Source organism: Streptomyces sp. NPDC104307 (assembly GCF_055584045.1).
In genome coordinates, this window is record NZ_JBVJMU010000008.1 from 214,705 (window position 1) to 240,727 (window position 26,023).

At 71.3% G+C, this 26,023-nt stretch carries 21 protein-coding genes; 19 read left to right on the forward strand and 2 right to left on the reverse strand.

All coding sequences use genetic code 11. The annotated features are described in order from the left end of the window. Position 1: 1 nt before the first annotated feature. The 12 genes from ACZ601_RS22105 to ACZ601_RS22160 all read left to right on the forward strand — a co-directional run bounded on the left by ACZ601_RS22105 (position 2) and on the right by ACZ601_RS22160 (position 14,979). Positions 2-1,288 carry a dihydroorotase gene (locus ACZ601_RS22105; RefSeq protein WP_469540454.1) on the forward strand — a complete coding sequence of 429 codons (1,287 nt, stop codon included), beginning with the start codon at positions 2-4 and terminating at the stop codon, positions 1,286-1,288. Next, a complete protein-coding gene (locus tag ACZ601_RS22110; RefSeq protein WP_440575621.1) occupies positions 1,285-1,872 on the forward strand; it encodes a PH-like domain-containing protein in 588 nt (195 codons plus the stop codon). The genes ACZ601_RS22105 and ACZ601_RS22110 overlap by 4 nt, the downstream gene beginning before the upstream one ends. Then, positions 1,869-3,011, forward strand: a complete 1,143-nt coding sequence (gene carA, locus ACZ601_RS22115; protein ID WP_469540457.1) for a glutamine-hydrolyzing carbamoyl-phosphate synthase small subunit — start codon at positions 1,869-1,871, stop codon at positions 3,009-3,011. The genes ACZ601_RS22110 and carA overlap by 4 nt, the downstream gene beginning before the upstream one ends. After that, entirely contained in the window at positions 3,004-6,312 is a 3,309-nt protein-coding gene (gene carB / locus ACZ601_RS22120) for a carbamoyl-phosphate synthase large subunit (protein WP_440575623.1), read from the forward strand. The genes carA and carB overlap by 8 nt, the downstream gene beginning before the upstream one ends. Before the next feature lie 63 nt (positions 6,313-6,375). Further along, positions 6,376-7,485, forward strand: a complete 1,110-nt coding sequence (locus ACZ601_RS22125; RefSeq protein WP_469540460.1) for a quinone-dependent dihydroorotate dehydrogenase — start codon at positions 6,376-6,378, stop codon at positions 7,483-7,485. After that, positions 7,482-8,321, forward strand: coding sequence for an orotidine-5'-phosphate decarboxylase (gene pyrF, locus ACZ601_RS22130; protein ID WP_469540463.1), 840 nt, complete (start codon positions 7,482-7,484; stop codon positions 8,319-8,321). Before ACZ601_RS22125 ends, pyrF begins: the two co-directional genes overlap by 4 nt. Positions 8,322-8,566: 245 nt before the next feature. After that, positions 8,567-8,890 carry an integration host factor gene (locus ACZ601_RS22135; RefSeq protein ID WP_024490957.1) on the forward strand — a complete coding sequence of 108 codons (324 nt, stop codon included), beginning with the start codon at positions 8,567-8,569 and terminating at the stop codon, positions 8,888-8,890. 38 nt (positions 8,891-8,928) lie between these two features. After that, positions 8,929-9,546: a guanylate kinase gene (gmk, locus tag ACZ601_RS22140; RefSeq protein WP_440575626.1), complete on the forward strand. Its 618-nt coding sequence runs from the start codon at positions 8,929-8,931 to the stop codon at positions 9,544-9,546. 90 nt (positions 9,547-9,636) lie between these two features. Further along, positions 9,637-9,909, forward strand: a complete 273-nt coding sequence (gene rpoZ / locus ACZ601_RS22145; protein WP_003970369.1) for a DNA-directed RNA polymerase subunit omega — start codon at positions 9,637-9,639, stop codon at positions 9,907-9,909. 144 nt (positions 9,910-10,053) lie between these two features. After that, positions 10,054-11,256, forward strand: coding sequence for a bifunctional phosphopantothenoylcysteine decarboxylase/phosphopantothenate--cysteine ligase CoaBC (gene coaBC / locus ACZ601_RS22150; RefSeq protein WP_469540467.1), 1,203 nt, complete (start codon positions 10,054-10,056; stop codon positions 11,254-11,256). 242 nt (positions 11,257-11,498) lie between these two features. Beyond that, on the forward strand, positions 11,499-12,707 hold the full coding sequence (metK, locus tag ACZ601_RS22155; protein WP_469540470.1) for a methionine adenosyltransferase: 1,209 nt from the start codon (positions 11,499-11,501) through the stop codon (positions 12,705-12,707). Positions 12,708-12,828: 121 nt separating this feature from the next. Beyond that, the gene (locus tag ACZ601_RS22160; RefSeq protein WP_469540472.1) at positions 12,829-14,979 is read left to right on the forward strand and encodes a primosomal protein N'; all 2,151 of its coding nucleotides are present in this window, start codon (positions 12,829-12,831) and stop codon (positions 14,977-14,979) included. Positions 14,980-15,466: 487 nt separating this feature from the next. On the opposite strand, the gene ACZ601_RS22165 is transcribed toward ACZ601_RS22160, so the two are convergent. Beyond that, on the reverse strand, positions 15,467-16,006 hold the full coding sequence (locus tag ACZ601_RS22165; protein ID WP_440578824.1) for a hypothetical protein: 540 nt from the start codon (positions 16,004-16,006) through the stop codon (positions 15,467-15,469). 241 nt (positions 16,007-16,247) lie between these two features. On the opposite strand from ACZ601_RS22165, the gene fmt reads away from it, so the two are divergent. The 4 genes from fmt (at position 16,248) to ACZ601_RS22185 (ending at position 20,663) form a co-directional block, all read left to right on the forward strand. Next, the gene (fmt, locus tag ACZ601_RS22170) at positions 16,248-17,180 is read left to right on the forward strand and encodes a methionyl-tRNA formyltransferase (protein WP_469540476.1); all 933 of its coding nucleotides are present in this window, start codon (positions 16,248-16,250) and stop codon (positions 17,178-17,180) included. A gap of 73 nt (positions 17,181-17,253) precedes the next feature. Continuing rightward, entirely contained in the window at positions 17,254-18,687 is a 1,434-nt protein-coding gene (locus ACZ601_RS22175) for an RsmB/NOP family class I SAM-dependent RNA methyltransferase (protein ID WP_469540478.1), read from the forward strand. Between the two features lie 111 nt (positions 18,688-18,798). Continuing rightward, positions 18,799-19,482: a ribulose-phosphate 3-epimerase gene (rpe, locus tag ACZ601_RS22180; RefSeq protein ID WP_389213563.1), complete on the forward strand. Its 684-nt coding sequence runs from the start codon at positions 18,799-18,801 to the stop codon at positions 19,480-19,482. Between the two features lie 164 nt (positions 19,483-19,646). Then, complete coding sequence (locus tag ACZ601_RS22185) at positions 19,647-20,663, forward strand: sugar-binding transcriptional regulator (RefSeq protein ID WP_024488660.1); 1,017 nt, start codon at positions 19,647-19,649, stop codon at positions 20,661-20,663. A gap of 58 nt (positions 20,664-20,721) precedes the next feature. Here ACZ601_RS22185 and ACZ601_RS22190 read toward each other — a convergent pair whose 3' ends face one another. After that, positions 20,722-21,738, reverse strand: coding sequence for a terpene synthase family protein (locus ACZ601_RS22190; protein WP_469540674.1), 1,017 nt, complete (start codon positions 21,736-21,738; stop codon positions 20,722-20,724). A 307-nt stretch (positions 21,739-22,045) separates the two neighbouring features. On the opposite strand from ACZ601_RS22190, the gene ACZ601_RS22195 reads away from it, so the two are divergent. From ACZ601_RS22195 to ACZ601_RS22205, 3 genes are all read left to right on the forward strand, one after another. After that, on the forward strand, positions 22,046-23,512 hold the full coding sequence (locus tag ACZ601_RS22195) for a GuaB1 family IMP dehydrogenase-related protein (protein WP_389213561.1): 1,467 nt from the start codon (positions 22,046-22,048) through the stop codon (positions 23,510-23,512). Positions 23,513-23,732: 220 nt separating this feature from the next. Next, positions 23,733-25,190, forward strand: coding sequence for an aldehyde dehydrogenase family protein (locus ACZ601_RS22200; protein ID WP_440578705.1), 1,458 nt, complete (start codon positions 23,733-23,735; stop codon positions 25,188-25,190). 137 nt (positions 25,191-25,327) lie between these two features. After that, positions 25,328-25,783, forward strand: coding sequence for an Lrp/AsnC family transcriptional regulator (locus ACZ601_RS22205; protein ID WP_311307943.1), 456 nt, complete (start codon positions 25,328-25,330; stop codon positions 25,781-25,783). Positions 25,784-26,023: the final 240 nt, after the last annotated feature.

A 26,023-nucleotide genomic window follows, 5' to 3' on the forward strand; every position in this document is an offset into this window, starting at 1 on the left:
CATGAGCAAGATCCTTATTCGCGGCGCGAAGGTCCTCGGCGGCGAGCCGCAGGACATCCTGATCGACGGCGAGACCATCGCGGCGCTCGGCACCGGCCTCGACGCCGCCGGCGCCACCGTCATCGAGGCGGCGGGCCAGGTCCTGCTGCCCGGACTGGTCGACCTCCACACCCACCTGCGCGAGCCCGGCCGCGAGGACTCCGAGACCGTTCTGACCGGCACCAGGGCCGCGGCCGTCGGCGGCTTCACCGCCGTCCACGCCATGGCCAACACCTTCCCCGTAGCGGACACCGCCGGAGTCGTCGAGCAGGTCTGGCGGCTCGGCAAGGAGTCCGGCTACTGCGACGTGCAGCCCATCGGCGCCGTCACCGTCGGCCTGGAGGGCAAGCAGCTCGCGGAACTCGGCGCCATGCACGATTCGGCCGCCGGAGTGAAGGTCTTCTCCGACGACGGCAAGTGCGTGGACGACGCGGTGATCATGCGCCGCGCCCTGGAGTACGTGAAGGCGTTCGACGGGGTCGTCGCACAGCACGCCCAGGAGCCCCGCCTGACCGAGGGCGCCCAGATGAACGAGGGCGTCGTCTCCGCCGAGCTCGGCCTCGGCGGCTGGCCGGCCGTCGCGGAGGAGTCGATCATCGCCCGCGATGTGCTGCTCGCCGCCCACGTGGACTCCCGGGTGCACATCTGCCACCTCTCGACCGCCGGATCCGTCGAGATCGTCCGCTGGGCCAAGTCCAAGGGCTGGAACGTCACCGCCGAGGTCACCCCGCACCACCTGCTCCTCACCGACGAGCTCGTGCGCTCCTACAACCCGGTCTACAAGGTGAACCCGCCGCTGCGCACAGAGGCCGACGTCATGGCCCTGCGCGAGGCGCTCGCCGACGGCACCATCGACTGCGTCGCCACCGACCACGCCCCGCACCCGCACGAGGACAAGGACTGCGAGTGGGCCGCGGCCGCCATGGGGATGGTGGGCCTGGAGACCGCGCTCTCCGTCGTCCAGCAGACGATGGTCGAGACCGGGCTCCTGGACTGGGCGGGCGTCGCGGACCGGATGTCACTGCGCCCGGCCGCCATCGGCCGCCTCGAAGGACACGGCCGCCCCGTCGCCGCCGGCGAACCCGCCAACCTCACCCTGGTCGATCCGGCATACCGTGGAGCGGTGGACCCCGCGGGCTTCGCCTCCCGCAGCCGCAACACTCCGTACGAGGGACGCGAGCTGCCGGGCCGAGTGACCCACACATTCCTGCGGGGCCGTGCCACGGTCGTCGACGGGAAGCTCGCGTGACAACACTCAGCACCAACCAACAGCTGTACCGACTGGCCGCCGAGCAGAAGTCGGCGGAGGTGACCGACTGGTCCGCCCGGATCAGCTGGGTGATCGGACTGGCCGTCCTCGTCGCCTTCGTCTACTGGCTGATGCGCCAGGGATGGAAGTGGCGCGGCAGCCTCCAGTCCGGACTGCCGGACCTCGCGACCCGCCCGGACGGCTTCGCGGACGGCGAGCGGCTGCTCACCCTGACCGGGCGCTACCACGCCTCGACGACGGCCGGGCAGTGGCTCGACCGCATCGTCGCCCACGGTCTCGGCACCCGCAGCCGCGTCGAACTCACCCTCACCGAGCAGGGCCTCGACGTCGTACGGCCCGGCGCGGCGGACTTCTTCGTCCCCGCCGCCGACCTGCGCGAGGCCCGCATCGACAAGGCACTCGCCGGCAAGGTCCTCCCCGAGGGCGGGCTGCTGATCATCACCTGGGCGCTCGGCGACCAGCTGATCGACTCCGGATTCCGCTCCGACCACTCGGCCGAACACCCTGCCTGGGTCGAAGCCGTCAACCACCTCACCAGCTCTACGGAAGGCACCGCACGATGACGATCTCCACCCGGGGAGCCGACAAAGCTCCCGCCGTACTCGTCCTGGAGGACGGCCGCGCCTTCCGCGGCCGCGCCTACGGGGCTGTGGGGGAGACCTTCGGCGAGGCGGTTTTCTCCACCGGCATGACCGGCTACCAGGAGACGCTGACCGACCCCTCGTACCACCGCCAGGTCGTCGTGATGACCTCCCCGCACGTCGGGAACACCGGGGTGAACGACGAGGACCCCGAGTCGAAGCGCATCTGGGTCTCCGGCTACGTCGTACGTGACCCCGCCCGCAAGCCGTCCAACTGGCGCTCACAGCGCTCCCTCGACGAGGAGCTCACGGCCCAGGGCGTCGTCGGGATCAGCGGCATCGACACCCGCGCCCTCACCCGCCACCTGCGCGAGCGCGGCGCGATGCGCGTCGGCATCTTCTCCGGCAACGCGCTCGCCGACGAGGGCACCCTCCTCGCCAAGGTGCGCCAGGCCCCCGAGATGAGCGGCGCCGACCTCTCCGCGGAGGTCGCCACCAAGGAGACGTACGTCGTCCCCGCGATCGGCACCAAGAAGTTCACCGTCGCCGCGATCGACCTCGGCATCAAGGGCATGACCCCGCACCGGATGGCCGAACGCGGCATCGAGGTGCACGTCCTGCCCGCGACCGCCACCCTGGAGGAGGTGTACGCGGTCGCGCCCGACGGCGTCTTCTTCTCCAACGGCCCCGGCGACCCGTCCACCGCCGACCACCCGGTCTCCCTCATGCAGGGCGTCCTGGAGCGGCGGACCCCGCTCTTCGGCATCTGCTTCGGCAACCAGATCCTGGGCCGCGCGCTCGGCTTCGGCACCTACAAGCTGAAGTACGGCCACCGCGGTATCAACCAGCCCGTGCAGGACCGCTCGACCGGCAAGGTCGAGGTCACCGCGCACAACCACGGATTCGCCGTCGACGCCCCGCTCGACAAGGTCTCCGACACCGCCTACGGGCGGGCCGAGGTCTCCCACGTCTGCCTGAACGACCAGGTCGTCGAGGGCCTCCAGCTCCTGGACCGGCCCGCCTTCAGCGTCCAGTACCACCCCGAGGCGGCCGCCGGCCCGCACGACGCCGCGTACCTCTTCGACCGTTTCGTCACCCTGATGGAGGGCCAGCGTGCCTAAGCGCTCCGATATCCAGTCCGTCCTGGTCATCGGCTCCGGTCCGATCGTCATCGGCCAGGCCGCCGAGTTCGACTACTCCGGCACCCAGGCCTGCCGCGTCCTCAAGGCCGAGGGCCTGCGCGTCATCCTGGTGAACTCCAACCCGGCGACGATCATGACCGACCCGGAGATCGCCGACGCCACCTACGTCGAGCCGATCACCCCCGAGTTCGTCGAGAAGATCATCGCCAAGGAGCGCCCCGACGCGCTGCTCCCCACCCTGGGCGGCCAGACCGCGCTGAACACCGCGATCTCCATGCACGAGAACGGTGTCCTGGAGAAGTACGGCGTCGAGCTCATCGGCGCCAACGTCGAGGCCATCAACAAGGGCGAGGACCGCGAGCTCTTCAAGGGCGTCGTCGAAGCCGTCAAGGCGAAGATCGGCTACGGCGAGTCCGCCCGCTCGGTCATCTGCCACTCCATGGACGACATCATGAAGGGCGTCGACACGCTCGGCGGCTACCCCGTCGTCGTCCGCCCCTCCTTCACCATGGGCGGCGCCGGCTCCGGCTTCGCCCACGACGAGGAGGAGCTGCGCCGCATCGCCGGACAGGGCCTCACGCTCTCCCCGACCACCGAGGTGCTCCTGGAGGAGTCCATCCTCGGCTGGAAGGAGTACGAGCTGGAGCTGATGCGCGACCGGAACGACAACGTCGTGGTCGTCTGCTCCATCGAGAACTTCGACCCGATGGGCGTCCACACCGGTGACTCGATCACCGTCGCCCCGTCGATGACCCTTACCGACCGCGAGTACCAGCGGCTGCGCGACATCGGCATCGCGATCATCCGCGAGGTCGGCGTCGACACCGGCGGCTGCAACATCCAGTTCGCCATCGACCCGGTCGACGGCCGGGTCATCGTGATCGAGATGAACCCGCGCGTCTCCCGCTCCTCCGCGCTCGCGTCGAAGGCCACCGGCTTCCCGATCGCCAAGATCGCCGCCAAGCTGGCCGTCGGCTACACGCTCGACGAGATCCCCAACGACATCACCGAGAAGACCCCGGCCTCCTTCGAGCCGACCCTCGACTACGTCGTCGTCAAGGCCCCGCGCTTCGCCTTCGAGAAGTTCCCCTCCGCCGACTCCACCCTCACCACCACCATGAAGTCGGTGGGCGAGGCCATGGCGATCGGCCGGAACTTCACCGAGGCGCTGCAGAAGGCGCTGCGCTCCCTGGAGAAGAAGGGCTCGCAGTTCACCTTCACCGGTGAGCCCGGCGACAAGGCCGAGCTGCTGGCCGAGGCGGTCCGCCCGACCGACGGCCGCATCAACACCGTCATGCAGGCGATCCGGGCCGGCGCCACCCAGGAAGAGGTCTTCGAGTTCACGAAGATCGACCCCTGGTTCGTCGACCAGCTCTTCCTCATCAAGGAGATCGCCGACGAGCTGGCCGCCGCCGACAAGCTGCTGCCCGAACTGCTGGCCGACGCCAAGCGGCACGGCTTCTCCGACGCCCAGATCGCCGGGATCCGAGGTCTGCGCGAGGACGTCGTCCGCGAGGTCCGGCACGCGCTCGGTATCCGCCCGGTCTACAAGACGGTCGACACCTGCGCCGCCGAGTTCGCCGCGAAGACGCCGTACTTCTACTCCTCCTACGACGAGGAGAGCGAGGTCGCGCCCCGCACCAAGCCTGCGGTGATCATCCTCGGCTCCGGCCCCAACCGCATCGGCCAGGGCATCGAGTTCGACTACTCCTGCGTCCACGCCTCCTTCGCCCTGAGCGACGCCGGCTACGAGACCGTGATGGTCAACTGCAACCCCGAGACCGTCTCCACGGACTACGACACCTCCGACCGCCTGTACTTCGAGCCCCTGACGCTGGAAGACGTGCTGGAGATCGTCCACGCGGAGTCCCTCGCGGGCCCGATCGCGGGCGTCATCGTCCAGCTCGGCGGCCAGACCCCGCTGGGCCTCGCCCAGGCGCTCAAGGACAACGGCGTGCCCGTCGTCGGCACCCCGCCGGAGGCCATCCACGCCGCGGAGGACCGAGGCGCCTTCGGCCAGGTCCTGGCCGAGGCCGGACTGCCCGCCCCCAAGCACGGCACCGCCACCACCTTCGCCGGGGCCAAGGCCATCGCCGACGAGATCGGCTACCCCGTCCTCGTACGCCCCTCGTACGTGCTCGGCGGCCGTGGCATGGAGATCGTGTACGACGAGACCCGCCTCGCCTCGTACATCTCCGAGTCCACCGAGATCAGCCCCACCCGGCCGGTCCTGGTCGACCGCTTCCTCGACGACGCCATCGAGATCGACGTGGACGCGCTCTACGACGGCACCGAGCTCTACCTCGGCGGCGTCATGGAGCACATCGAGGAGGCCGGTATCCACTCCGGCGACTCCGCCTGCGCACTGCCCCCGATCACCCTCGGCGGCTACGACATCAAGCGGCTGCGCGCCTCCACGGAGGGCATCGCCAAGGGCGTCGGCGTACGCGGGCTGATCAACATCCAGTTCGCGCTCTCCGGAGACATCCTCTACGTCCTGGAGGCCAACCCGCGCGCCTCCCGGACCGTCCCCTTCACCTCCAAGGCGACCGCGGTGCCGCTCGCCAAGGCCGCCGCCCGCATCTCGCTGGGCGCGACCGTCGCGGAGCTGCGCGCGGAGGGCCTGCTGCCGAAGCACGGCGACGGCGGCACGCTGCCGCTGGACGCGCCGATCTCCGTCAAGGAGGCCGTCATGCCGTGGTCGCGCTTCCGCGACATCCGCGGCCGCGGCGTCGACACGGTCCTCGGCCCGGAGATGCGCTCCACCGGCGAGGTCATGGGCATCGACTCGGTCTTCGGCACGGCGTACGCCAAGTCGCAGGCCGGCGCGTACGGCCCGCTGCCCACCTCGGGCCGCGCGTTCATCTCCGTCGCCAACCGCGACAAGCGCTCGATGATCTTCCCGGCCCGCGAGCTGGTCGCCCACGGCTTCGAGCTGATGGCCACCTCCGGCACCGCGGAGGTCCTCAAGCGCAACGGCATCAACGCCACCGTGGTCCGCAAGCAGTCCGAGGGCGAGGGGCCCAACGGTGAGAAGACCATCGTCCAGCTGATCCACGACGGCGAGGTCGACCTCATCGTCAACACGCCGTACGGAACGGGCGGCCGGCTCGACGGCTACGAGATCCGCACCGCGGCCGTCGCCCGGTCCGTACCGTGCCTCACCACGGTCCAGGCGCTCGCCGCCGCGGTCCAGGGCATCGACGCCCTCAACCACGGAGACGTGGGCGTCCGATCGCTCCAGGAACACGCGGAACATCTGACCGCGGCCCGCGACTAGCAGCCCACAGGGGGACACCGGAAACGGTGTCCCCCTCTTCGTGAGAACACCTAGGACACCGTGATGTACAAGTTCTTCTTCCAGCTGGTCTTCAAGCGGATGGACCCGGAACAGGCGCACTACCTGGCCTTCCGGTGGATCCGCCTCGCCGCCCGTATCCCCGTCCTGCGCACCTTCGTCGCCGCCGCGCTCGCCCCCCGCCACCGGGAACTGCGCACAGAGGCCCTCGGCCTGCGGATGCACGGCCCCTTCGGACTCGCCGCCGGCTTCGACAAGAACGCTGTCGCGATCGACGGCATGTCGATGCTCGGCTTCGACCACATCGAGATCGGCACGGTCACCGGCGAACCACAGCCGGGCAACCCGAAGAAGCGGCTCTTCCGCCTCGTCGCGGACCGCGCGCTGATCAACCGCATGGGCTTCAACAACGAGGGCTCCGCCGCCGTGGCCGAGCGCCTGGCCGCCCGCAACCCGGTCTTCCGGACCACGGTCGGCGTCAACATCGGCAAGACCAAGATCGTCCCGGAGGCCGAGGCCGCCGCCGACTACGTGAAGTCCACCGAGCGGCTCGCCGCCCACGCCGACTACCTCGTCGTCAACGTCTCCTCGCCCAACACCCCGGGCCTGCGCAACCTCCAGGCCACCGAGTCGCTGCGCCCGCTGCTGTCCGCCGTACGCGAGGCAGCGGACCGGACCGTCACCGGGCGCCGGGTCCCGCTGCTCGTCAAGATCGCCCCCGACCTCGCGGACGAGGACATCGACGCGGTCGCGGACCTCGCGGTCGAACTCGGCCTGGACGGCATCATCGCCACCAACACCACCATCGCCCGCGACACCCTGGGCCTGAAGTCCTCGCCGTCCCTGACCGGGGAGACCGGCGGGCTGTCCGGCGCACCCCTCAAGGAACGCTCCCTGGCGGTCGTGAGCCGCCTCTACGCGCGAGTGGGGGACCGGATCACCCTGGTGGGCGTCGGAGGCATCGAGAACGCCGAGGACGCCTGGCAGCGCATCCTGGCCGGCGCCACGCTCGTACAGGGCTACAGCGCCTTCATCTACGAGGGCCCGTTCTACGCCCGGTCGATCCACAAGGGCCTGGCCGCGCGCCTGGCCGCCTCCCCGTACGCCACCCTCGCCGACGCGGTCGGCGCGGAAACCCGGAAGGCCGTGAAATGACCCTGGAACCCTTCGGCGCACGCCTGCGCCGTGCCATGGACACCCGTGGGCCGCTCTGCGTCGGCATCGACCCGCACGCCTCCCTGCTCACCTCCTGGGGGCTGAACGACGACGTCGCGGGCCTGGAGCGGTTCACCCGTACGGTCGTCGAGGCACTGGCGGACCGGGTCGCCGTCCTCAAGCCGCAGTCGGCGTTCTTCGAGCGCTTCGGCTCGCGCGGCATCGCCGTCCTGGAGAAGGCCGTCGAGGAGGCACGGGCGGCGGGCGCGCTGGTCCTGATGGACGCCAAGCGCGGCGACATCGGCTCCACCATGGGCGCCTACGCCGCCACCTACCTGGACAAGGACTCGCCGCTGTTCTCCGACGCGGTCACCGTCTCGCCGTACCTCGGCTTCGGCTCGCTGCGGCCGGCGCTGGACGCGGCGGCGATCTCCGGCTCCGGGGTCTTCGTGCTCGCCCTCACCTCCAACCCGGAGGGCGCCGAGGTGCAGCGCGCCACCGCGGCCGACGGCCGCTCGCTGGCCCAGCTGATGCTCGACCACATGGCCGCCGAGAACGAGGGGGCCACCCCGCTCGGCTCGGTCGGCGCGGTCGTCGGCGCCACCCTCGGGGAAGCGGGAGTGAACCTCGCGGTCAACGGCCCGCTGCTCGCGCCCGGCATCGGCGCGCAGGGCGCGACCCCCGCGGATCTGCCGGGGGTCTTCGGGGACGCGGTACGCAATGTGCTGCCCAGCGTGAGCCGGGGCGTGCTGCGCCAGGGTCCGGACGCGGCAGGGCTGCGCGAAGCCGCCGAGCGGTTCGCGGACGAGGTCCGCGCGGCCGTCCCGGAAGGCTGACCATCCCACGTAACAGCGTGTTGACGTAATCCTGACCAAAAATCTCGGTTGTTATGCCAGGAATGTCCTGGTCGGCAAAGGCTGACCAGGACTTTTCGTCTGTTCTCGCTGACTCCGGCGGCCCTGGCCGCTAGTCTCCGTCGAGAGCCAACGCACACAGGTTGTTCGTTGCTCACCAGGTGAGGGGCGATCCCGCTGCCTCACCGGTCCGTATCCGACAGATCGACATCCGAGGTGACGTAGGCGTGGCTCTTCCGCCCCTTACCCCTGAACAGCGCGCAGCCGCGCTCGAAAAGGCCGCCGCGGCTCGCCGGGAGCGGGCCGAGGTCAAGAATCGACTCAAGCACTCCGGCGCCTCCCTCCACGAGGTCATCAAGTCGGGCCAGGAGAACGACGTCATCGGCAAGATGAAGGTCTCCGCCCTGCTGGAGTCCCTGCCCGGCGTGGGCAAGGTCCGCGCCAAGCAGATCATGGAACGGCTCGGCATCTCCGAGAGCCGCCGGGTGCGGGGTCTCGGCTCCAACCAGATCGCATCCCTGGAGCGTGAGTTCGGGGGCAGCCCCGCCTGACGTTCTCAGGCACTCCTGAGAACCTGGATAATCGCTCCATGGCTGCAACATCCCGGGGGACGTCCCCCGTACCCCCGGACGCACGTCCGCGGCTGACCGTGCTCTCCGGCCCCTCGGGGGTCGGCAAGAGCACGGTCGTCGCGCATATGCGCAAGGTCCACCCCGAGGTCTGGCTCTCCGTGTCGGCGACGACCCGCAAGCCCCGCCCCGGCGAACGCAACGGCGTCCACTACTTCTTCGTGGACAACGAGGAGTTCGACAAGCTGATCGCCAACGGCGAGCTGCTGGAGTGGGCCGAGTTCGCCGGCAACCGCTACGGCACGCCGCGGCGCGCCGTGCAGGAGCGTCTTGAGGCGGGCGAGCCGGTGCTGCTGGAGATCGACCTCCAGGGCGCCCGGCTGGTCAGGCAGTCGATGGCCGACGCGCAGCTGGTCTTCCTGGCGCCGCCGAGCTGGGACGAGCTGGTGCGCCGGCTCACCGGCCGGGGCACCGAGGCACCCGCCGTGATCGAGCGACGGCTCGCCGCGGCCAGGATCGAACTGGCCGCCGAATCCGAGTTCGATACGACGCTTGTCAATACCTCCGTCGAGGATGTGGCACGTGAGCTGCTAGCCTTGATGCTGGAGGCTTCCGGCCACCGTGCCGCCGGCGACTGAACGAACGGGTCGCACCGGAACGGGACCGCACCACACAGCCCCTGACTGTCAAAGATTTCTTTGATCTTCACCCCCTTCGGAAGGCAGAGAGTGTCCTCTTCCATCACCACGCCCGAGGGCATCATCAACCCGCCGATTGATGAGCTCCTCGAAGCAACCGACTCGAAGTACAGCCTCGTGATCTACGCCGCCAAGCGCGCGCGCCAGATCAACGCGTACTACTCGCAGCTCGGTGAGGGACTCCTTGAGTACGTCGGTCCGCTCGTCGACACCCACGTGCACGAGAAGCCGCTCTCGATCGCGCTCCGCGAGATCAACGCGGGCCTGCTCACCTCCGAGGCCATCGAGGGCCCCGCGCAGTAGCAGGAAAACGCACCTTCACCACGGGCCCGGCGGTCACCACCGCCGGGCCCGCGGTGTGTCCGGGGCGGCAGACCGGCGTCCGCGACGGTGAGGCAGCATGGGGGCGTACGTATCCGAGTACGTACCCGAGTGCGGGGAGACGCAGTGGAGAAGCCGAAGGTCGTTCTGGGCGTCAGCGGCGGCATCGCCGCGTACAAGGCGTGCGAGCTGCTGCGGCGGCTGACCGAGTCCGGCCACGACGTACGGGTCGTGCCGACCGAGGCATCGCTCCACTTCATCGGCGCGGCCACCTGGTCGGCGCTCTCCGGTCACCCGGTGTCGACCGAGGTCTGGCACGACGTCCACGAGGTCCCGCACGTGCGCATCGGGCAGCACGCCGACCTCGTCGTCGTCGCCCCCGCCACCGCCGACCTGCTGGCCAAGGCCGCCCACGGGCTCGCCGACGACCTGCTCACCAACACGCTGCTCACCGCACGCTGTCCGGTCGTCTTCGCGCCCGCCATGCACACCGAGATGTGGGAGCACCCGGCCACCCGGGAGAACGTCGCCACGCTGCGCCGCCGGGGCGCCGTCGTCATCGAGCCCGCCGTGGGGCGGCTCACCGGCGTCGACACCGGCAAGGGCAGGCTGCCGGAGCCGGCGGAGATCTTCGAGGTCTGCCGCCGCGTGCTGGCCCGCGGGCCCGTCGCCCCCGACCTGGCGGGCCGCCACGTGGTGATCAGCGCGGGCGGCACCCGCGAACCGCTCGACCCGGTCCGCTACCTCGGCAACCGCTCCTCGGGGAAGCAGGGGTACGCGCTCGCCCGCACCGCCGTCGCCCGCGGCGCGCGGGTCACGCTCATCGAGGCCAACACCGGCCTGCCCGACCCGTCCGGGGCCGACATCGTCCGGGTCGGCACCGCGACGCAGCTGCGCGAGGCCGTGCTGAAGGCGGCGGCGGACGCGGACGTCGTGGTGATGGCGGCGGCGGTGGCCGACTTCCGCCCGGCCGAGTACGCCGCCGGGAAGATCAAGAAGAAGGACGGCCAGGAGCCCGCGCCGATCGCACTCGTCCGCAACCCGGACATCCTCGCGGAGGTCGCCGGGCGGCGCGCCCGGCCGGAACAGATCGTCGTCGGATTCGCCGCCGAGACCGACAACGTCCTGGCCAACGGTCGGGAGAAGCTCCGCCGCAAGGGCTGCGACCTGCTGGTGGTCAACGAGGTGGGGGAGCGCAGGACCTTCGGCGCGGAGGAGAACGAAGCGGTGGTGCTGGCGGCCGACGGCGCCGAGACCCCGGTGCCGTTCGGCCCCAAGGAGGCGCTCGCCGACACAGTCTGGGACCTCGTGTCGCCACGACTTGCGTGAATTTCCCGTGTCGCCGCTCCGTTGGCCCGGTGCCCCGGGAACACGGCGCCGGACGGCTTCCGCGGAGGCCGCCGAGTGGCCTTCGGAGGGCCGTGCCACATGTCACAGAACTCCCAAAGGGCGAGACACGTTGTCCAGTGGCCGAAGCCGACCGATAAACTGGTCCAGGACCGTACCGGGCGCAGCTCCCGGGCCCGTCCGCCAATGATCAGCCAGCAGCCGCTGCAACCCCAGGGAGCGATGTGTCCCGCCGTCTCTTCACCTCGGAGTCCGTCACCGAGGGTCACCCCGACAAGATCGCTGACCAGATCAGCGACACCATTCTCGATGCACTCCTCCGAGAGGACCCGACGTCGCGTGTCGCCGTCGAGACCTTGATCACCACAGGTCAGGTGCATGTTGCGGGTGAGGTCACGACCAAGGCCTACGCCCCGATCGCCCAGCTGGTGCGCGACAAGATCCTGGAGATCGGCTACGACTCCTCCAAGAAGGGCTTCGACGGCGCCTCCTGCGGCGTCTCGGTGTCCATCGGCGCGCAGTCGCCCGACATCGCGCAGGGCGTCGACACCGCCTACGAGAAGCGGGTCGAGGGCGATGAGGACGAACTCGACAAGCAGGGCGCCGGCGACCAGGGCCTGATGTTCGGGTACGCCTGCGACGAGACGCCCGAGCTGATGCCGCTGCCGATCCACCTCGCGCACCGGCTGTCGCGCCGGCTGTCCGAGGTCCGCAAGAACGGGACCATCCCGTACCTGCGTCCCGACGGCAAGACCCAGGTCACCATCGAGTACGACGGCGACAAGGCCGTCCGGCTCGACACGGTCGTCGTCTCCTCGCAGCACGCCAGCGACATCGACCTCGACTCGCTCCTCGCACCGGACATCCGCGAGTTCGTCGTCGAGCACGTCCTCAACCAGCTCATCGAGGACGGCATCAAGCTGGACACCGAGGGCTACCGCCTGCTGGTCAACCCGACCGGCCGCTTCGAGATCGGCGGCCCGATGGGCGACGCCGGTCTGACCGGCCGCAAGATCATCATCGACACCTACGGCGGCATGGCCCGCCACGGTGGCGGTGCCTTCTCGGGCAAGGACCCGTCGAAGGTGGACCGTTCGGCCGCCTACGCGATGCGCTGGGTCGCCAAGAACGTCGTCGCCGCCGGGCTCGCCGCCCGCTGCGAGGTCCAGGTCGCCTACGCGATCGGCAAGGCCGAGCCGGTGGGCCTCTTCGTCGAGACCTTCGGTACGGCCGTGATCGAGACCGAGAAGATCGAGCACGCCATCGGCGACGTCTTCGACCTCCGCCCGGCCGCGATCATCCGCGACCTCGACCTGCTCCGCCCGATCTACGCCCAGACCGCCGCGTACGGCCACTTCGGCCGCGAGCTCCCCGACTTCACCTGGGAGCGCACGGACCGGGTGGCCGCACTGCGCGGGGCCGCGGGCCTGTAGGCCCCGCCCGGCGGGCACGCCTTCCCCTGAGCCCGGACACCTCATCGGTGTCCGGGCTCAGGCGTTGCTCCGGTGTCCGGCGCCGGCCGGAATGTCAGTGGCGTCTGGTAGGAATTTGGCTGTGAGCAGCGACAACGAGCGGTCCGACGAGCCCGGCACCGGGGCTCCGGAGCAGCTTGCGCTGATCCGGGAGACGGTGCGGCAGGCCAAGGTGCCCCGCGCCAAACCGAGAACCTGGCGCGGGGCAGCCCTCGCCGGTGAGCTGCCCGTGGCCCGCGTCCTGGTGAACAAGGGCGCGCTCCACCTCGACCAGTACTTCGACTACGCGGTCCCCGAGGAGCTCGACGCCGTCGCGCGGCCCGGCGTGCGGGTGCGGGTGCGCTTCGGCGCGGGCGGCCGCAACGTCCGGGGCGGACGGCGCGAGGGCGGCGGCCTGATCGACGGGTTCCTGGTCGAGCGACTGGCCGAGTCCGACTACAGCGGGGCGCTGGCCGCCCTCGCCTCCGTCGTGTCACCCGAACCGGTCCTCGGGCCCGAGCTGCTCGGCCTCGCCCGAGCCGTGGCCGACCGGTACGCGGGCAGTCTCGCGGACGTCCTGCAGCTCGCGGTGCCACCGAGGAACGCCCGCGCAGAGTCCAAGCCCTCTCCCGAGCCCATGGCGCCGCCTCCGGTGCCCGCTCCCGGGAGCTGGGCGCGCTACGGGCAGGGCGCGGCGTTCCTGGACGCGCTGGCCTCCGGCGGCGCGCCCAGGGCGGTGTGGACCGCCCTGCCGGGACCGCACTGGCCGGAGGAGACCGCCAGGGCCGTCGCCGCGACCCTCGCCTCCGGACGCGGTGCCCTGGTCGTGGTCCCCGACGGACGGACCGCGGCGCGGGTCGACGCCGCGCTCACCGGCATCCTCGGTGAGGGCCGCCACGCCCTGCTGACCGCCGGCTCCGGCCCCGAGAAGCGGTACCGGGAGTGGCTCGCCGTGCGGCGCGGGTCCGTCCGGGCGGTCGTCGGGACACGGGCCGCGATGTTCGCCCCGGTCGCCGGCCTCGGCCTGGTCGCCGTCTGGGACGACGGGGACTCCAGCCACAGCGATGACAACGCCCCCTTCCCGCACGTCCGCGAGGTCCTCGAACTACGGGCGGCGCACAGCGGGTGCGGCTTCCTGCTCGGCGGCACGAACTGCACCGTGGAGGGCGCCCAGCTGGTCGAGAGCGGCTGGGCGCTCCCGCTGCGCGCCGACCGGGAGCAGACCAGGATCGCGGCGCCCCTGGTGCGTACCGTCGGGGACGGCGAGCTCGCGCGGGACGGCGCCGCACGGGCCGCGAGGCTGCCGAGCCTCGCCTGGCAGACGGTGCGGGACGGACTGCGCAGCGGCCCGGTGCTCGTCCAGGTGCCGCGTCGCGGGTACGCCCCGCGGCTGGCCTGCGAGCGCTGCCGGGAGCCCGCGCGCTGCCGGCACTGCGCGGGACCGCTGGAGGCGCCCGACCAGCGGGACCTGAACTGCGCCTGGTGCGGCCTGCCCGAGACGTCCTGGCACTGCGTGGCCTGCGGGGGCCGCCGGCTGCGCGCGCAGATCGTCGGTGCCCGCCGCACGGCGGAGGAGCTCGGCCGGGCCTTTCCCGCCGTGCCGGTACGGACCTCGGGACGCGACCACGTGCTGGACTCGGTGCCGGACCAGCCCGCGCTCGTGGTCAGTACCCCGGGCGCCGAACCCGTCGCGGAGGGTGGGTACGCGGCCGCGCTGCTGCTGGACGGCTGGGCGATGGTCGGCCGCCCCGACCTGCGGGCCGGGGAGGAGGCGCTGCGCCGCTGGACGGCGGCCGCCGCGCTGGTACGGGGGCAGCCGGAGGGCGGCACGGTGGTGATCGTCGCGGAGCCGACGCTGCGTCCGGTGCAGGCCCTGGTGCGCTGGGACCCGGTCGGTCACGCCCGCCGCGAGCTGGCGGAACGGGCCGAGCTGGGCTTTCCGCCGGTGTCCCGGATGGCTTCGGTGACGGGGGAGCCGCAGTCGCTCGCCGCGTTCCTGGCCGCCGCGGAGCTGCCGCCGGAGGCGGAGGTGCTCGGTCCGGTGCCGGTCCCCTCAGCCGAGCCGGGACGGCCCCGCAGGCCGTTCGACGCGCCACCGGGGGAGACCTGGGAGCGGGCCCTGGTCCGGGTGCGCCCGGGAAGCGGGGCGGCGCTGGCGGCCGCGCTGAAGGCGGCTCAGGCGGCGCGGATGTCGCGGGGCGGTGGTGGCGGCGGCCCGGTGCGGATTCGGGTGGACCCGCCGGACATCGGGTGACGGTGGGTTGCCCTTGTCCGGGGCGGGGGGTTCCGTCCTCAATCGCCGGACGGGCTTGTTTGTGCGGGTCCCCCGCGGGGTGCGCCTGTCCGGTGGGTGGGGGTTCGGGGTCCCTCCGGGGCGTCTCCTCAAACGACGAACGTGCGGGGGGTCCGTATTGCGGACCCGGGTCTGTGTTCGTCGTTCTGCGGGGACTCCCCTGCACGCCCCCGAACCCGGCCCGTCGCGCGTCTGCGACAGCACTCCGGCCGGTGTGCAGACGCGACTGGGCCTGGGGTGGGGACGTGCAGGGGAGTCCCCGCAGAAAATGGCGTACGACCCGGGTCCCTTACGTACCCGGGTGAACACGCCATTTTTGAGGAGACGCCCCGGAGGGGCACCGCCCCCCACCCACCGAACAAGGGCGCACCCCGCGCACAGGCCGCACCCGCACACCAAGCCCGTCCGGCGATTGAGGACGGAACCCCGCACCAAGGACCCGGCAGCGTCAGCCGTTGCGCGGTCCCGGGAAGGCGCTCGGGCGCAGATCCTCGCGCGAGGGCGGACGCTCCGGCGACGGCTGCGGCGGCATCGACCGTGCGGCAGGCACGGAGGGCAGCGCCGGAGCGGCGGACGGCGCCACCGGCACCGGCCGCTGAGCCACGGGCTCCGCGGCCTCGGCCGCCAGCGGCTGGGGGGCGGCGCGCCTGGTGCCGTAGCGGCGGTGGACCGCCTGCTTGGTGACTCCGAGCGCGGAGCCCACCGCGTCCCAGGAGAAGCCCAGTGAACGGTCGAAGTCCACTGCCGCCGTCACCAGGGTCTCGACACTGTCCCGCAGTTCCTGCGCCAGCCTGACGGTGGGGGCCGGGGCCCTGCCGTAGACGACGAAGCCGGCGGACGGGCCGGAGCGGCGCGGACGGTAGACGTTGCCCAGTTGGGCGGTGAGCGTGCGCAGCGCGTCCACCTGCCGCCGGACCCGCTCGATGTCCCGCACCAGAAGATGCAGGCTGGCCCGCGCTTGGGCGTCGTGGGTTGCGTGGTCGGCCATGAAGAAGCCTCTCGAACCGGCGTTGAAAGGGATCGGGCCGCACCGTGGCGGCTCGCTTCGGTCAATCTCACTTGACCAACGCCTCAGCCGGGGATCTGGTCACGCTACGGGGGCGTATACGCACCTGCGAGGGGCGCGCAACCGTGCGTACGCCCCCTGGGTGGGCACCGGCCGCCGGGCCCATAGACTTGTGCGTTGCTCGTCACCGTAACGTTTCGGCCTGAGAGGCAGTCAGCCACCCATGAAGCTCGTCTTCGCAGGCACCCCCGAGGTAGCCGTACCCGCACTGGACGCACTGATCGCCTCCGGCCGGCACGAGGTCGCCGCCGTCGTCACCCGGCCCGACGCGCCCGCCGGGCGCGGCCGCAGGCTGGTGGCCAGTCCCGTCGCGGAGCGGGCGGAGGAGGCCGGGATCGAGGTGCTCAAGCCGGCCAAACCGCGCGAAGAGGGCTTCCTGGCACGGCTGCGGGAGATCGCGCCGGACTGCTGCCCGGTCGTCGCGTACGGGGCGCTGCTGCCCAAGGCCGCGCTGGACGTGCCCGCCAGGGGCTGGGTCAACCTGCACTTCTCGCTGCTGCCGGCCTGGCGCGGCGCAGCACCCGTGCAGCACTCCGTCATGGCGGGCGACGAGGTGACGGGCGCCTCCACCTTCCTGATCGAGGAGGGGCTCGACTCCGGGCCCGTGTACGGCGTACTCACCGAGGAGGTCCGGCCCACCGACACCAGCGGTGACCTGCTGACCCGGCTGGCCTTCGCCGGGGCCGGGCTGCTCGCCGCGACCATGGACGGCATCGAGGACGGCACCCTGCACGCCGTGCCGCAGCCCGCGGAGGGAGTCACCCTCGCGCCGAAGATCAGCGTCGAGAACGCCCGGATCGAGTGGTCGGCGCCCGCCCTGCGGGTGGACCGGGTGGTCCGGGGCTGCACCCCCGCACCCGGCGCCTGGACGCTCTTCCGGGGCGAGCGGCTCAAGCTGGTGCAGGCCGCCCCCGTGGTGGGCCGGGCCGATCTGGCGCCCGGCGAGCTGTCGGTGGCCAAGAACAACGTGTACGTGGGCACCGGGTCGCACGCGGTCGAGCTGCTCTGGGTCCAGCCGCAGGGCAAGAAGCCGATGCGCGCCGCCGACTGGGCGCGCGGCGTGCGGATCGTCCCCGGCGAGCTCGTCGGCAGCTGACGGACCGGCGGGCCGGGGCGGGGACGTAGGCTGGGACGGTTCGCCCTCTCACCATCAGCGGAGCACCTTTCACGTGAACGACCAGCCGCGTCGCCGTCCCGCCACCCCGCACCGCCGCCCGAAGAAGGACCCGGTCCGGTTCCTCGCCTTCGAGGCCCTGAGGGCCGTCGACGAACGGGACGCGTACGCCAACCTCGTCCTCCCGCCGCTGTTGAAGAAGGCCCGTGCGGCGGGCGACTTCGACAGCAGGGACGCGGCGCTGGCGACCGAGCTGGTCTACGGGACGCTGCGCCGCCAGGGCACGTACGACGCGATCGTCGCCGCCTGCATCGACCGGCCGCTGCGCGAGGTCGACCCGCCGGTCCTGGACGTGCTCAACATGGGCGTGCACCAGTTGCTCGGCACCCGCATCCCGACCCACGCCGCCGTCTCCGCCAGTGTGGAGCTGGCCAGGGTGGTGCTCGGTGAGGGGCGGGCCAAATTCGTCAACGCCGTCCTGCGCAAGGTGACCGCCGACGACTTCGAAGGGTGGGTGGCGCGGGTCGCCCCCTCGTACGAGGACGACGCGGAGGACCACCTCGCCCTCGTGCACTCGCACCCGCGCTGGATCGTCTCCGCGCTGTGGGACGCCCTCGGCGGCGGCCGGGCCGGCATCGAGGACTTGCTGGAGGCCGACAACGAACGGCCCGAGGTCACGCTCGTCGCCCGCCCCGGCCGCTCCACCACCGATGAGCTGATGGACGCGCTCGGCGAGGACAACGGGCTCCCCGGCCGCTGGTCGCCCTACGCCGTACGGATGGCCGAGGGTGGCGAGCCCGGCGCCCTGACCGCCGTGCGGGAGAGCCGGGCCGGTGTCCAGGACGAGGGCAGCCAGCTCGTCGCCGCGGCCCTCGCCAACGCACCGCTGGAGGGCAGCGACACCCGCTGGCTCGACGGCTGCGCCGGACCGGGCGGAAAGGCCGCCCTGCTGGCCGCCCTCGCCGCCGGCCGGGGCGCCGCTCTGCTGGCGGCCGAGAAGCAGCCGCACCGGGCCCGCCTCGTGGAACGCTCACTGGCCGGCAACCCGGGCCCGTACCAGGTGATCACCGCCGACGGCACCCGCCCGCCGTGGCGGCCCGGCACCTTCGACCGGATCCTGATGGACGTCCCGTGCTCGGGCCTCGGCGCGCTGCGCCGCCGGCCGGAGTCCCGCTGGCGGCGCCGCAAGGAAGACCTGGAGAGCTTCGCGCCGCTCCAGCGCGGTCTGCTGCGCGAGGCGCTGAAGGCCGTGCGGGTCGGCGGTGTCGTCGGGTACGCGACCTGCTCCCCGCACCTGGCGGAGACCCGGGTGGTCGTCGAGGACGTGCTCAAGGGCCGCGGCGGCGCGCCGGTCGAGGCCGAGTGGGTCGACGCCCGTCCGCTGATGCCCGGGGTGCCCGCCCTCGGTGACGGACCGGACGTCCAGCTGTGGCCGCATCTGCACGGCACGGACGCGATGTACCTCGCGGTGCTGCGGCGTACCGGCTGATCGGCCCGCACCGGGGGTGAAAGGCCGGGAATGTGCGAACCGTAATGATCCCGTGAGGCTTTGGAGCGCACCGAAGCGGGGAAGTGCCGCAGAACATGGCAGGCTTGGCCCATGGCCCAGATCAACCCCAGCATTCTCTCCGCCGACTTCGCACGCCTCGCCGAGGAGGCGCAGGCAGTCGAAGGCGCCGACTGGCTCCATGTCGACGTCATGGACAACCACTTCGTGCCCAATCTGACCCTCGGTGTGCCGATCGTGGAATCGCTCAGCAGGGCCACGGACACCCCGCTGGACTGCCATCTGATGATCGAGGACGCGGACCGCTGGGCCCCTCAGTACGTCGAGGCGGGCGCGGGTTCCGTCACCTTCCACGTGGAGGCGGCGGCAGCCCCCGTACGGCTGGCACGGGAGATCCGGGCCAAGGGTGCCCGCGCCTCCATGGCGCTCAGGCCGGCGACGCCCATTGAACCGTATGAGGACCTGCTCCCCGAGCTGGACATGCTGCTGATCATGACGGTGGAGCCGGGCTTCGGGGGGCAGTCCTTCCTGGACATCATGCTGCCGAAGATCCGCCGCACCCGTGAGCTGATCTCCCGGCACGGCCTCGAACTGTGGCTCCAGGTCGACGGCGGGGTCTCCGAGTCCACCATCGAGCGGTGTGCGGACGCCGGGGCCGACGTCTTCGTCGCGGGCTCCGCCGTGTACGGCGCCAAGGACCCGGCAGAGGCGGTGCGGGCGCTGCGCGCGAAGGCCGACGGGGCCACCGCCTCCGCGCCGTGGGCGTGCGGCCACTGACGGGGGCGACGGAGCGGGCAGCCGCTCCGGCCCCCGATTGCCGGTCGTCCCGGCCAAGGGCAGATGAACGCGGTCCGACGGGACCGATCAAGGATCGCCGTATCTGACAGGATGAACGGCGTATCGAGAGCGTGAACAGCAGTGAGGAGAACGCGGTGTCTGCAATGTCGGCGGGCCGGTCCGCCCTGCGGATGGGGCCCGCGGAGCTGGTGCAGGCGGCGGCCATGGCCCGCCGCTTCTACCTTGAGGGCAAATCCAAGATCCAGATCGCGGAGGAGTTCGGCGTCAGCCGCTTCAAGGTGGCCAGGGTCCTGGAGACGGCGCTGGAGCGTGACCTCGTACGGATCGAGATCCGGGTCCCCGCAGAGCTGGACGCCGAGCGCTCCGACGCGCTCCGCGCGCGTTACGGGCTGCGCCACGCGGTCGTGGTCGAGTCCCCCGCGGAGGAGCAGGACGACGCCGCCGATCCGGAGAACCTGGGCGAGGTCGCGGCCGATCTGCTCGGCGAACTGGTGAACGAGGGCGATGTGCTCGGGCTGGCCTGGGGCCGGTCCACCATCCACATGGCCGCCGCCCTGGACCGGCTCCCGCCGTGCACGGTCGTGCAGCTCACCGGGGTGTACGACGCGGGCACCGCCGAGCGCGGCTCGGTCGAGGCGGTCCGGCGGGCCGCCCAGGTCTCCGGCGGCGAGGCCCACCCGATCTACGCGCCGATGCTGCTGCCCGACCCGGCCACGGCCGCCGCGCTGCGCCACCAGACGGGGATCGCCCGCGCCTTCGAGTACTTCGACAAGGTGACGGTCGCGGCGGTGTCCATCGGCTCCTGGGAGCCCGGCATCTCGACGGTCCACGACATGCTGTCCGACGAGGAGCGCGAGCACTACGCCTCGCTCGGCGTCGCCGCCGAGATGTCGGCGCACCTCTTCGACTCGGAGGGCCGGCGGGTCGGCCGGGATCTCGGTGAGCGCTGCATCACGGTCGAGGCGGACCGACTGCGCCGGATCCCCGAGGTGGTGGCGATCGCGGGCGGCCAGCGCAAGGCCGCGGCGATCGGCGCGGTGCTGCGGTCCGGGCTGGTCACCAGCCTGGTGACGGACACGGCGGCGGCCGACTACCTGCTGACCGACTCGGCCGCGCCGCGCCGGCCGGCGCTGGAGCGGCGCGACCCGGACGGGGAGTGAACGGAAGGGGGCGTGGGCGGTAGCACCGCCCACGCCCCCTTGCCTTCGCGCCAGGGGATCAGTCCTGCGGGACGCCCAGGACCGTCGCCTCCAGATACTGCTCCGGCTCCTTGTACTGGCTGACGTCGGCCGGGTTGTAGCGCGGTGTCTGCCGGGACCAGTCGAGGTTGCCGCGCATCCAGCTCCGCATGCCGTCCAGATACGGCTCCAGCATCCAGTCGAGCTGCGGGTACGCGGCGAGCAGCTCGGCCTCCGCGGTGAGGAAGCGCTCGGTCTCGGTGGCGATCTCCGCGCAGACGTGGTCGAGCGACTCCTGCTTGCCGTACCCCCGGTGGTGCCGGACCAGGTGGACGAGATTGTGGATCTCGCCCAGCACCTGCTCTTTCTCGTACGAGTACACGTCATTGGCCCAGCACACGACGTTGCACGAGGCCTCAAGGGCGGTGATGAACCGGGGATCGTTGTGGATCGACTCGGGCGCCTCGATGCCGGCCACGATCTCGATCAGGTCCATGCAGACATGTATCGCCCCGGTGTGCCGGCGCTTCTCGATGTACGTCGCCTCGGCCGGGACCACCCCGTCGGCCCGGTTCCCCGCCTCCCAGGTGGTGGCGGTCGTGAGGTACGTCATCAGGTGATACGTGAACCGTCGCCGCCACTGCGGTGCGGCGGCCGGCACCGTGCGTTCCCACAGGTCGACGAGGGCGACGACGGCGGCCGGCAGCCCCTCGTCCGCAGGCCTCGCGCCGCCCTCGACCACGGAACGCATCACTTCCACCACGCGGCGCACCCGGTCCGGGCTGCGGCCGAGGTGTCCGTCGTCCAGCTGGTCGTCGACGAGGAACAGCCAGACGAACCAGTCGGCGACGAGGTCCAGCTTGTCGCTGTCGGCGGTCGGGTAGACCATGCCGACGAAGGCCCCGAAGTCGGCCTGCTCGAAGCGGTCCCTGGCTGAATCCCGGTGCACCAGGCCGGTGTTGCGGGTCCAGCTGTCGAGGTGCTCCCGTACGTGCCCGACGTGCGGGTTCGTGCGCTGGGGGAACGGGCAGTAGATGTCCGGCAGTTCGCTCTCCACGGGCGGGTCGTGATCCTCTCCGGTCGTGCCTGCGACGGAAGTTGTGAGCATTCCGCCTGTTCCTCCGGGGTGTCTGGCTGACCCGCCGGACCTGCGGATTTGAAGCTACCTGACCCCTTGTCGCCAGGTCCAGGGATGATGATCCCCAATGATCCGGAAGCGGTGAGGGTAGGGTCTGTGGGTAAGGCAGGTTCCACTTGCCCGGGACTCCCGGCCGTGTTCCTCGGAGGAACATACGAAGGCGGGAGTTGTTTGTTGTGTCTTCGTGGAAACGACCTGCGCCATTTCGTATGAAAAAATGAGTGTTATGCGTTTTCTTGAGCCCGGCACCGGTCGATACACAGAGTCCCCCTCGGTCCCGTACGACCTCACGTACGACGACGTCTTCATGGTCCCGGGCAGGTCGGCGGTCGGATCCCGCCAGGGCGTGGACCTGTCCTCGCCCGACGGCACCGGCACCACCATCCCGCTCGTCGTCGCGAACATGACAGCCATCGCGGGCCGCCGGATGGCCGAGACGATCGCCCGTCGCGGTGGTCTCGTCGTCATCCCGCAGGACATCCCGATCGAGGTCGTCACCGAGGTCATCAGCTGGGTCAAGACGCGCCACCTCGTGCTCGACACCCCCATCGAGCTGGCCCCCGGCCAGACCGTCGCCGACGCCCTGTCCCTGCTGCCCAAGCGCGCCCACGGCGCCGGTGTCGTCGTCGACAGCGACCGGCGGCCCGTCGGCGTGGTCACCGACCACGACCTGACCGGCGTCGACCGCTTCACCCAGCTCTCCGAGGTCATGTCCAGGGACCTGGTGCTGCTCGACGCGGACATCGACCCGCGCGACGCCTTCAACAAGCTCGACGGCGCCAACCGCAAGCTCGCCCCCGCGGTCGACGCCGAGGGCCGTCTCGTCGGCATACTCACCCGGAAGGCCGCACTGCGCGCCACTCTCTACACCCCCGCCACCGACGCGAACGGCAGGCTGCGGATCGCTGCCGCCGTCGGGATCAACGGCGACGTGGCGGGCAAGGCCAAGCAGCTCCTCGACGCCGGAGCCGACACCCTGGTCGTCGACACCGCGCACGGCCACCAGGAGTCCATGATCAACGCGGTCCGCGCGGTGCGGGCGCTGGACCCGCAGGTGCCGATCGTCGCGGGCAACATCGTCGCCGCCGAGGGTGTGCGCGACCTCATCGAGGCCGGCGCCGACGTCATCAAGGTCGGTGTCGGACCCGGCGCCATGTGCACCACCCGGATGATGACCGGAGTGGGCCGGCCGCAGTTCTCCGCCGTCCTGGAGTGCGCGGCGGAGGCGAAGAAGTACGGCAAGCACGTCTGGGCGGACGGTGGCGTCCGCCACCCTCGCGATGTCGCCATGGCGCTCGCCGCGGGCGCGTCCAACGTCATGATCGGTTCCTGGTTCGCCGGGACGTACGAGTCGCCCGGTGACCTCCAGCAGTCCGCCGACGGCCGCTTCTACAAGGAGTCCTTCGGGATGGCGTCCGCGCGCGCCGTGAAGAACCGGACCTCCGACGAGTCGGCGTACGACCGGGCCCGCAAGGCGCTCTTCGAGGAGGGCATCTCCACCTCGCGGATGTTCCTGGACCCGACCCGTCCCGGCGTCGAGGACCTGGTCGACTCGATCATCGCGGGCGTCCGCTCCTCCTGCACGTACGCCGGTGCCGGCTCCCTCGCGGAGTTCGCGGAGAAGGCCGTCGTCGGAGTGCAGAGCGCCTCCGGATACGCGGAGGGCAAGCCGCTGCACTCCAGCTGGAGCTGACCCGGTCCACCACCCACCATCCGTGCCCCTTCCGGCCGTTCGTGCCGGAGGGGGCACCGGTGCGTCCGGGGAGCTCACGGGCTTGCGAAGGGGGTTCGCGGGGGTCGCCGCGGTGTCCGGATCCCGGTGCCCGGGAGGGCCTTCGCGCTTTCCAACTCAGTTGAAAATTAAGTAACATGAACCCCAATCAGCTGCCCGCCTCTCTGCGGTAAGGGATCTCATGTCCTTCTTCACCGACCTGGCCCATCAGTACATCGACGGTGAGTGGAGGCCGGGCAAGGGCTCGTGGGACATCATCGACTTCAACCCCTTCGACGGGGAGAAGCTCGCCTCGATCACGGTCGCCACGGCCGACGAGGTGGACCAGGCCTACCGGGCGGCCGAGACGGCTCAGCAGGCGTGGGCCGACACCAACGCCTACGCCCGGCGGGCCGTACTGGAGAAGGCGCTGCGGATCGTCGAGGACCGTGAGGCCGAGATCGGTGACGCGATCGTCGCGGAGCTGGGCGGCACCCGCCTCAAGGCCGCCTTCGAGCTGCACCTGGCCAAGGAGTTCCTGCGCGAGTCGATCCAGCTCGCGCTGCGGTCCACCGGACAGATACTGCCCTCACCGACCGAGGGCAAGGAGAACCGGGTCTACCGGGTGCCCGCCGGAGTCGTCGGTGTCATCAGCCCGTTCAACTTCCCCTTCCTGCTGTCGCTGAAGTCGGTCGCCCCCGCCCTGGCACTCGGCAACGCCGTGGTCCTCAAGCCGCACCAGAACACGCCGATCTGCGGCGGCACCCTGGTGGCCAAGGTGTTCGAGGACGCCGGGCTGCCCGCCGGACTCCTCAACGTGGTGGTCACCGATATCGCGGAGATCGGTGACGCGCTGCTGGAGCACCCGGTTCCGCAGGTCATCTCCTTCACCGGCTCGGACAAGGTCGGGCGGCACGTCGCGACCGTGTGTGCCGCCAACCTCAAGCGTTCCGTGCTCGAACTCGGCGGCAACAGCGCGCTCATCGTCCTCGACGACGCCGATGTGGACTACGCGGTCGACGCCGCGGTGTTCAGCCGCTACGTGCACCAGGGCCAGGTCTGCATGGCCGCCAACCGGATTCTCGTCGACCGCTCGGTGGAGCGGGAGTTCACCGAGAAGTTCGTGGCCAAGGTCGCCTCGCTGCGCGTCGGCGACCCGGCCGACCCGGCCACCCAGATCGGCCCGCTGATCAACTCCACCCAGGCCGAGGCGATCACCGCCCTCGTCGACCAGACCGTGGCGGCCGGTGCGACCGCACTGCTGCACGGGCAGGCCGTCGGCAACCTCGTCAGCCCCTCCGTACTGACCGGCCTGGCCGCCGACTCCCCGGTGCTCTCGCAGGAGATCTTCGGCCCCGTCGCGCTCCTCGTACCGTTCGACGGCGAGGACGAGGCCGTCCGGATCGCCAACGACTCCCCGTACGGGCTGAGCGGCGCGGTGCACACCGGCAACATCGAGCGCGGCGTCCGGGTCGGGCAGCGCATCCGCACCGGCATGATCCACATCAACGACGGCACCGTCCACGACGAGCCGATCGTCCCCTTCGGCGGCGAGAAGAACTCCGGACTCGGGCGGCTGAACGGCGACTCGATGCTCGACGCCTTCACCACGCTGAAGTGGATCTCCGTGCAGCACGGGCGCTCCCAGTTCCCGTTCTGACCCCGCTCCACCTGCGGTGAGCGCGCCCGAGGGGCGCGCCCGTGGTCTACTTCGGGGGCGGCACCGCCGCCCCCGAACACGACCTGACCGTGGCCCGTCACCCGGCCACGCCATCGCAGAGAAGTGACCCGTACGACGTGCGACTGAACGACCTCGACGAACGCATCGTCCACGCCCTCGCCGAAGACGCCCGCCGCTCCTACGCCGACATCGGCTCCATCATCGGCCTGTCCGCGCCCGCCGTGAAGCGCCGGGTGGACCGGCTGCGCGCCGAGGGCGCGATCACCGGGTTCACCGTGCGGGTGGACCCCGCGGCGCTCGGCTGGGAGACCGAGGGGTTCATCGAGATCTACTGCAGCCGCAATACGTCCCCGGACTCGATCAAGCGGGGGCTCGCCCGGTATCCCGAGGTCGCCTCCGCGTCCACGGTCACCGGTGACGCGGACGCGCTCGTCCAGGTCTTCGCGGCGGACATGCGCCATTTTGAGCAGGTGCTTGAGCGGATCGCGGGCGAGCCGTACGTGGAACGGACGAAGTCCGTGCTCGTGCTTTCGCCGCTGTTGCGGCGGTATTCGTCGGGGTCGCCGGGATAGCGGGTCCCTGCGGGGCGGCGTACATGGGATGGGCCGGGTCCTCCGGCGACGGTTCCGTCCTCAAACGCCGGGCGGGCTGAGAACGGCCGCACGGGCTGGGTTGGCGCAATGAATCTTCGCGTCCCGCCTGATTGGCGCAACGGATCGGTTGTTGGTGCGCAACGGTCGCTGCTTGTTCGGGGTGTCGGGCGGAACGTACCGTTTCAACGTCCCCGCCCTGCCCGTATCGTCCGAGGTCAG

Coding starts and splice junctions, on each gene's coding strand:
- pyrF (WP_469540463.1), top strand. CDS start 7,482: ATGACCCTGGAACCCTTCGGCGCACGCCTGCGCCGTGCCATGGACACC.
- ACZ601_RS22165 (WP_440578824.1), bottom strand. CDS start 16,006: ATGGCCGACCACGCAACCCACGACGCCCAAGCGCGGGCCAGCCTGCAT.
- ACZ601_RS22105 (WP_469540454.1), top strand. CDS start 2: ATGAGCAAGATCCTTATTCGCGGCGCGAAGGTCCTCGGCGGCGAGCCG.
- ACZ601_RS22195 (WP_389213561.1), top strand. CDS start 22,046: ATGCGTTTTCTTGAGCCCGGCACCGGTCGATACACAGAGTCCCCCTCG.
- fmt (WP_469540476.1), top strand. CDS start 16,248: ATGAAGCTCGTCTTCGCAGGCACCCCCGAGGTAGCCGTACCCGCACTG.
- carA (WP_469540457.1), top strand. CDS start 1,869: ATGACGATCTCCACCCGGGGAGCCGACAAAGCTCCCGCCGTACTCGTC.
- ACZ601_RS22200 (WP_440578705.1), top strand. CDS start 23,733: ATGTCCTTCTTCACCGACCTGGCCCATCAGTACATCGACGGTGAGTGG.
- gmk (WP_440575626.1), top strand. CDS start 8,929: ATGGCTGCAACATCCCGGGGGACGTCCCCCGTACCCCCGGACGCACGT.
- ACZ601_RS22125 (WP_469540460.1), top strand. CDS start 6,376: ATGTACAAGTTCTTCTTCCAGCTGGTCTTCAAGCGGATGGACCCGGAA.
- rpe (WP_389213563.1), top strand. CDS start 18,799: ATGGCCCAGATCAACCCCAGCATTCTCTCCGCCGACTTCGCACGCCTC.
- ACZ601_RS22185 (WP_024488660.1), top strand. CDS start 19,647: ATGTCGGCGGGCCGGTCCGCCCTGCGGATGGGGCCCGCGGAGCTGGTG.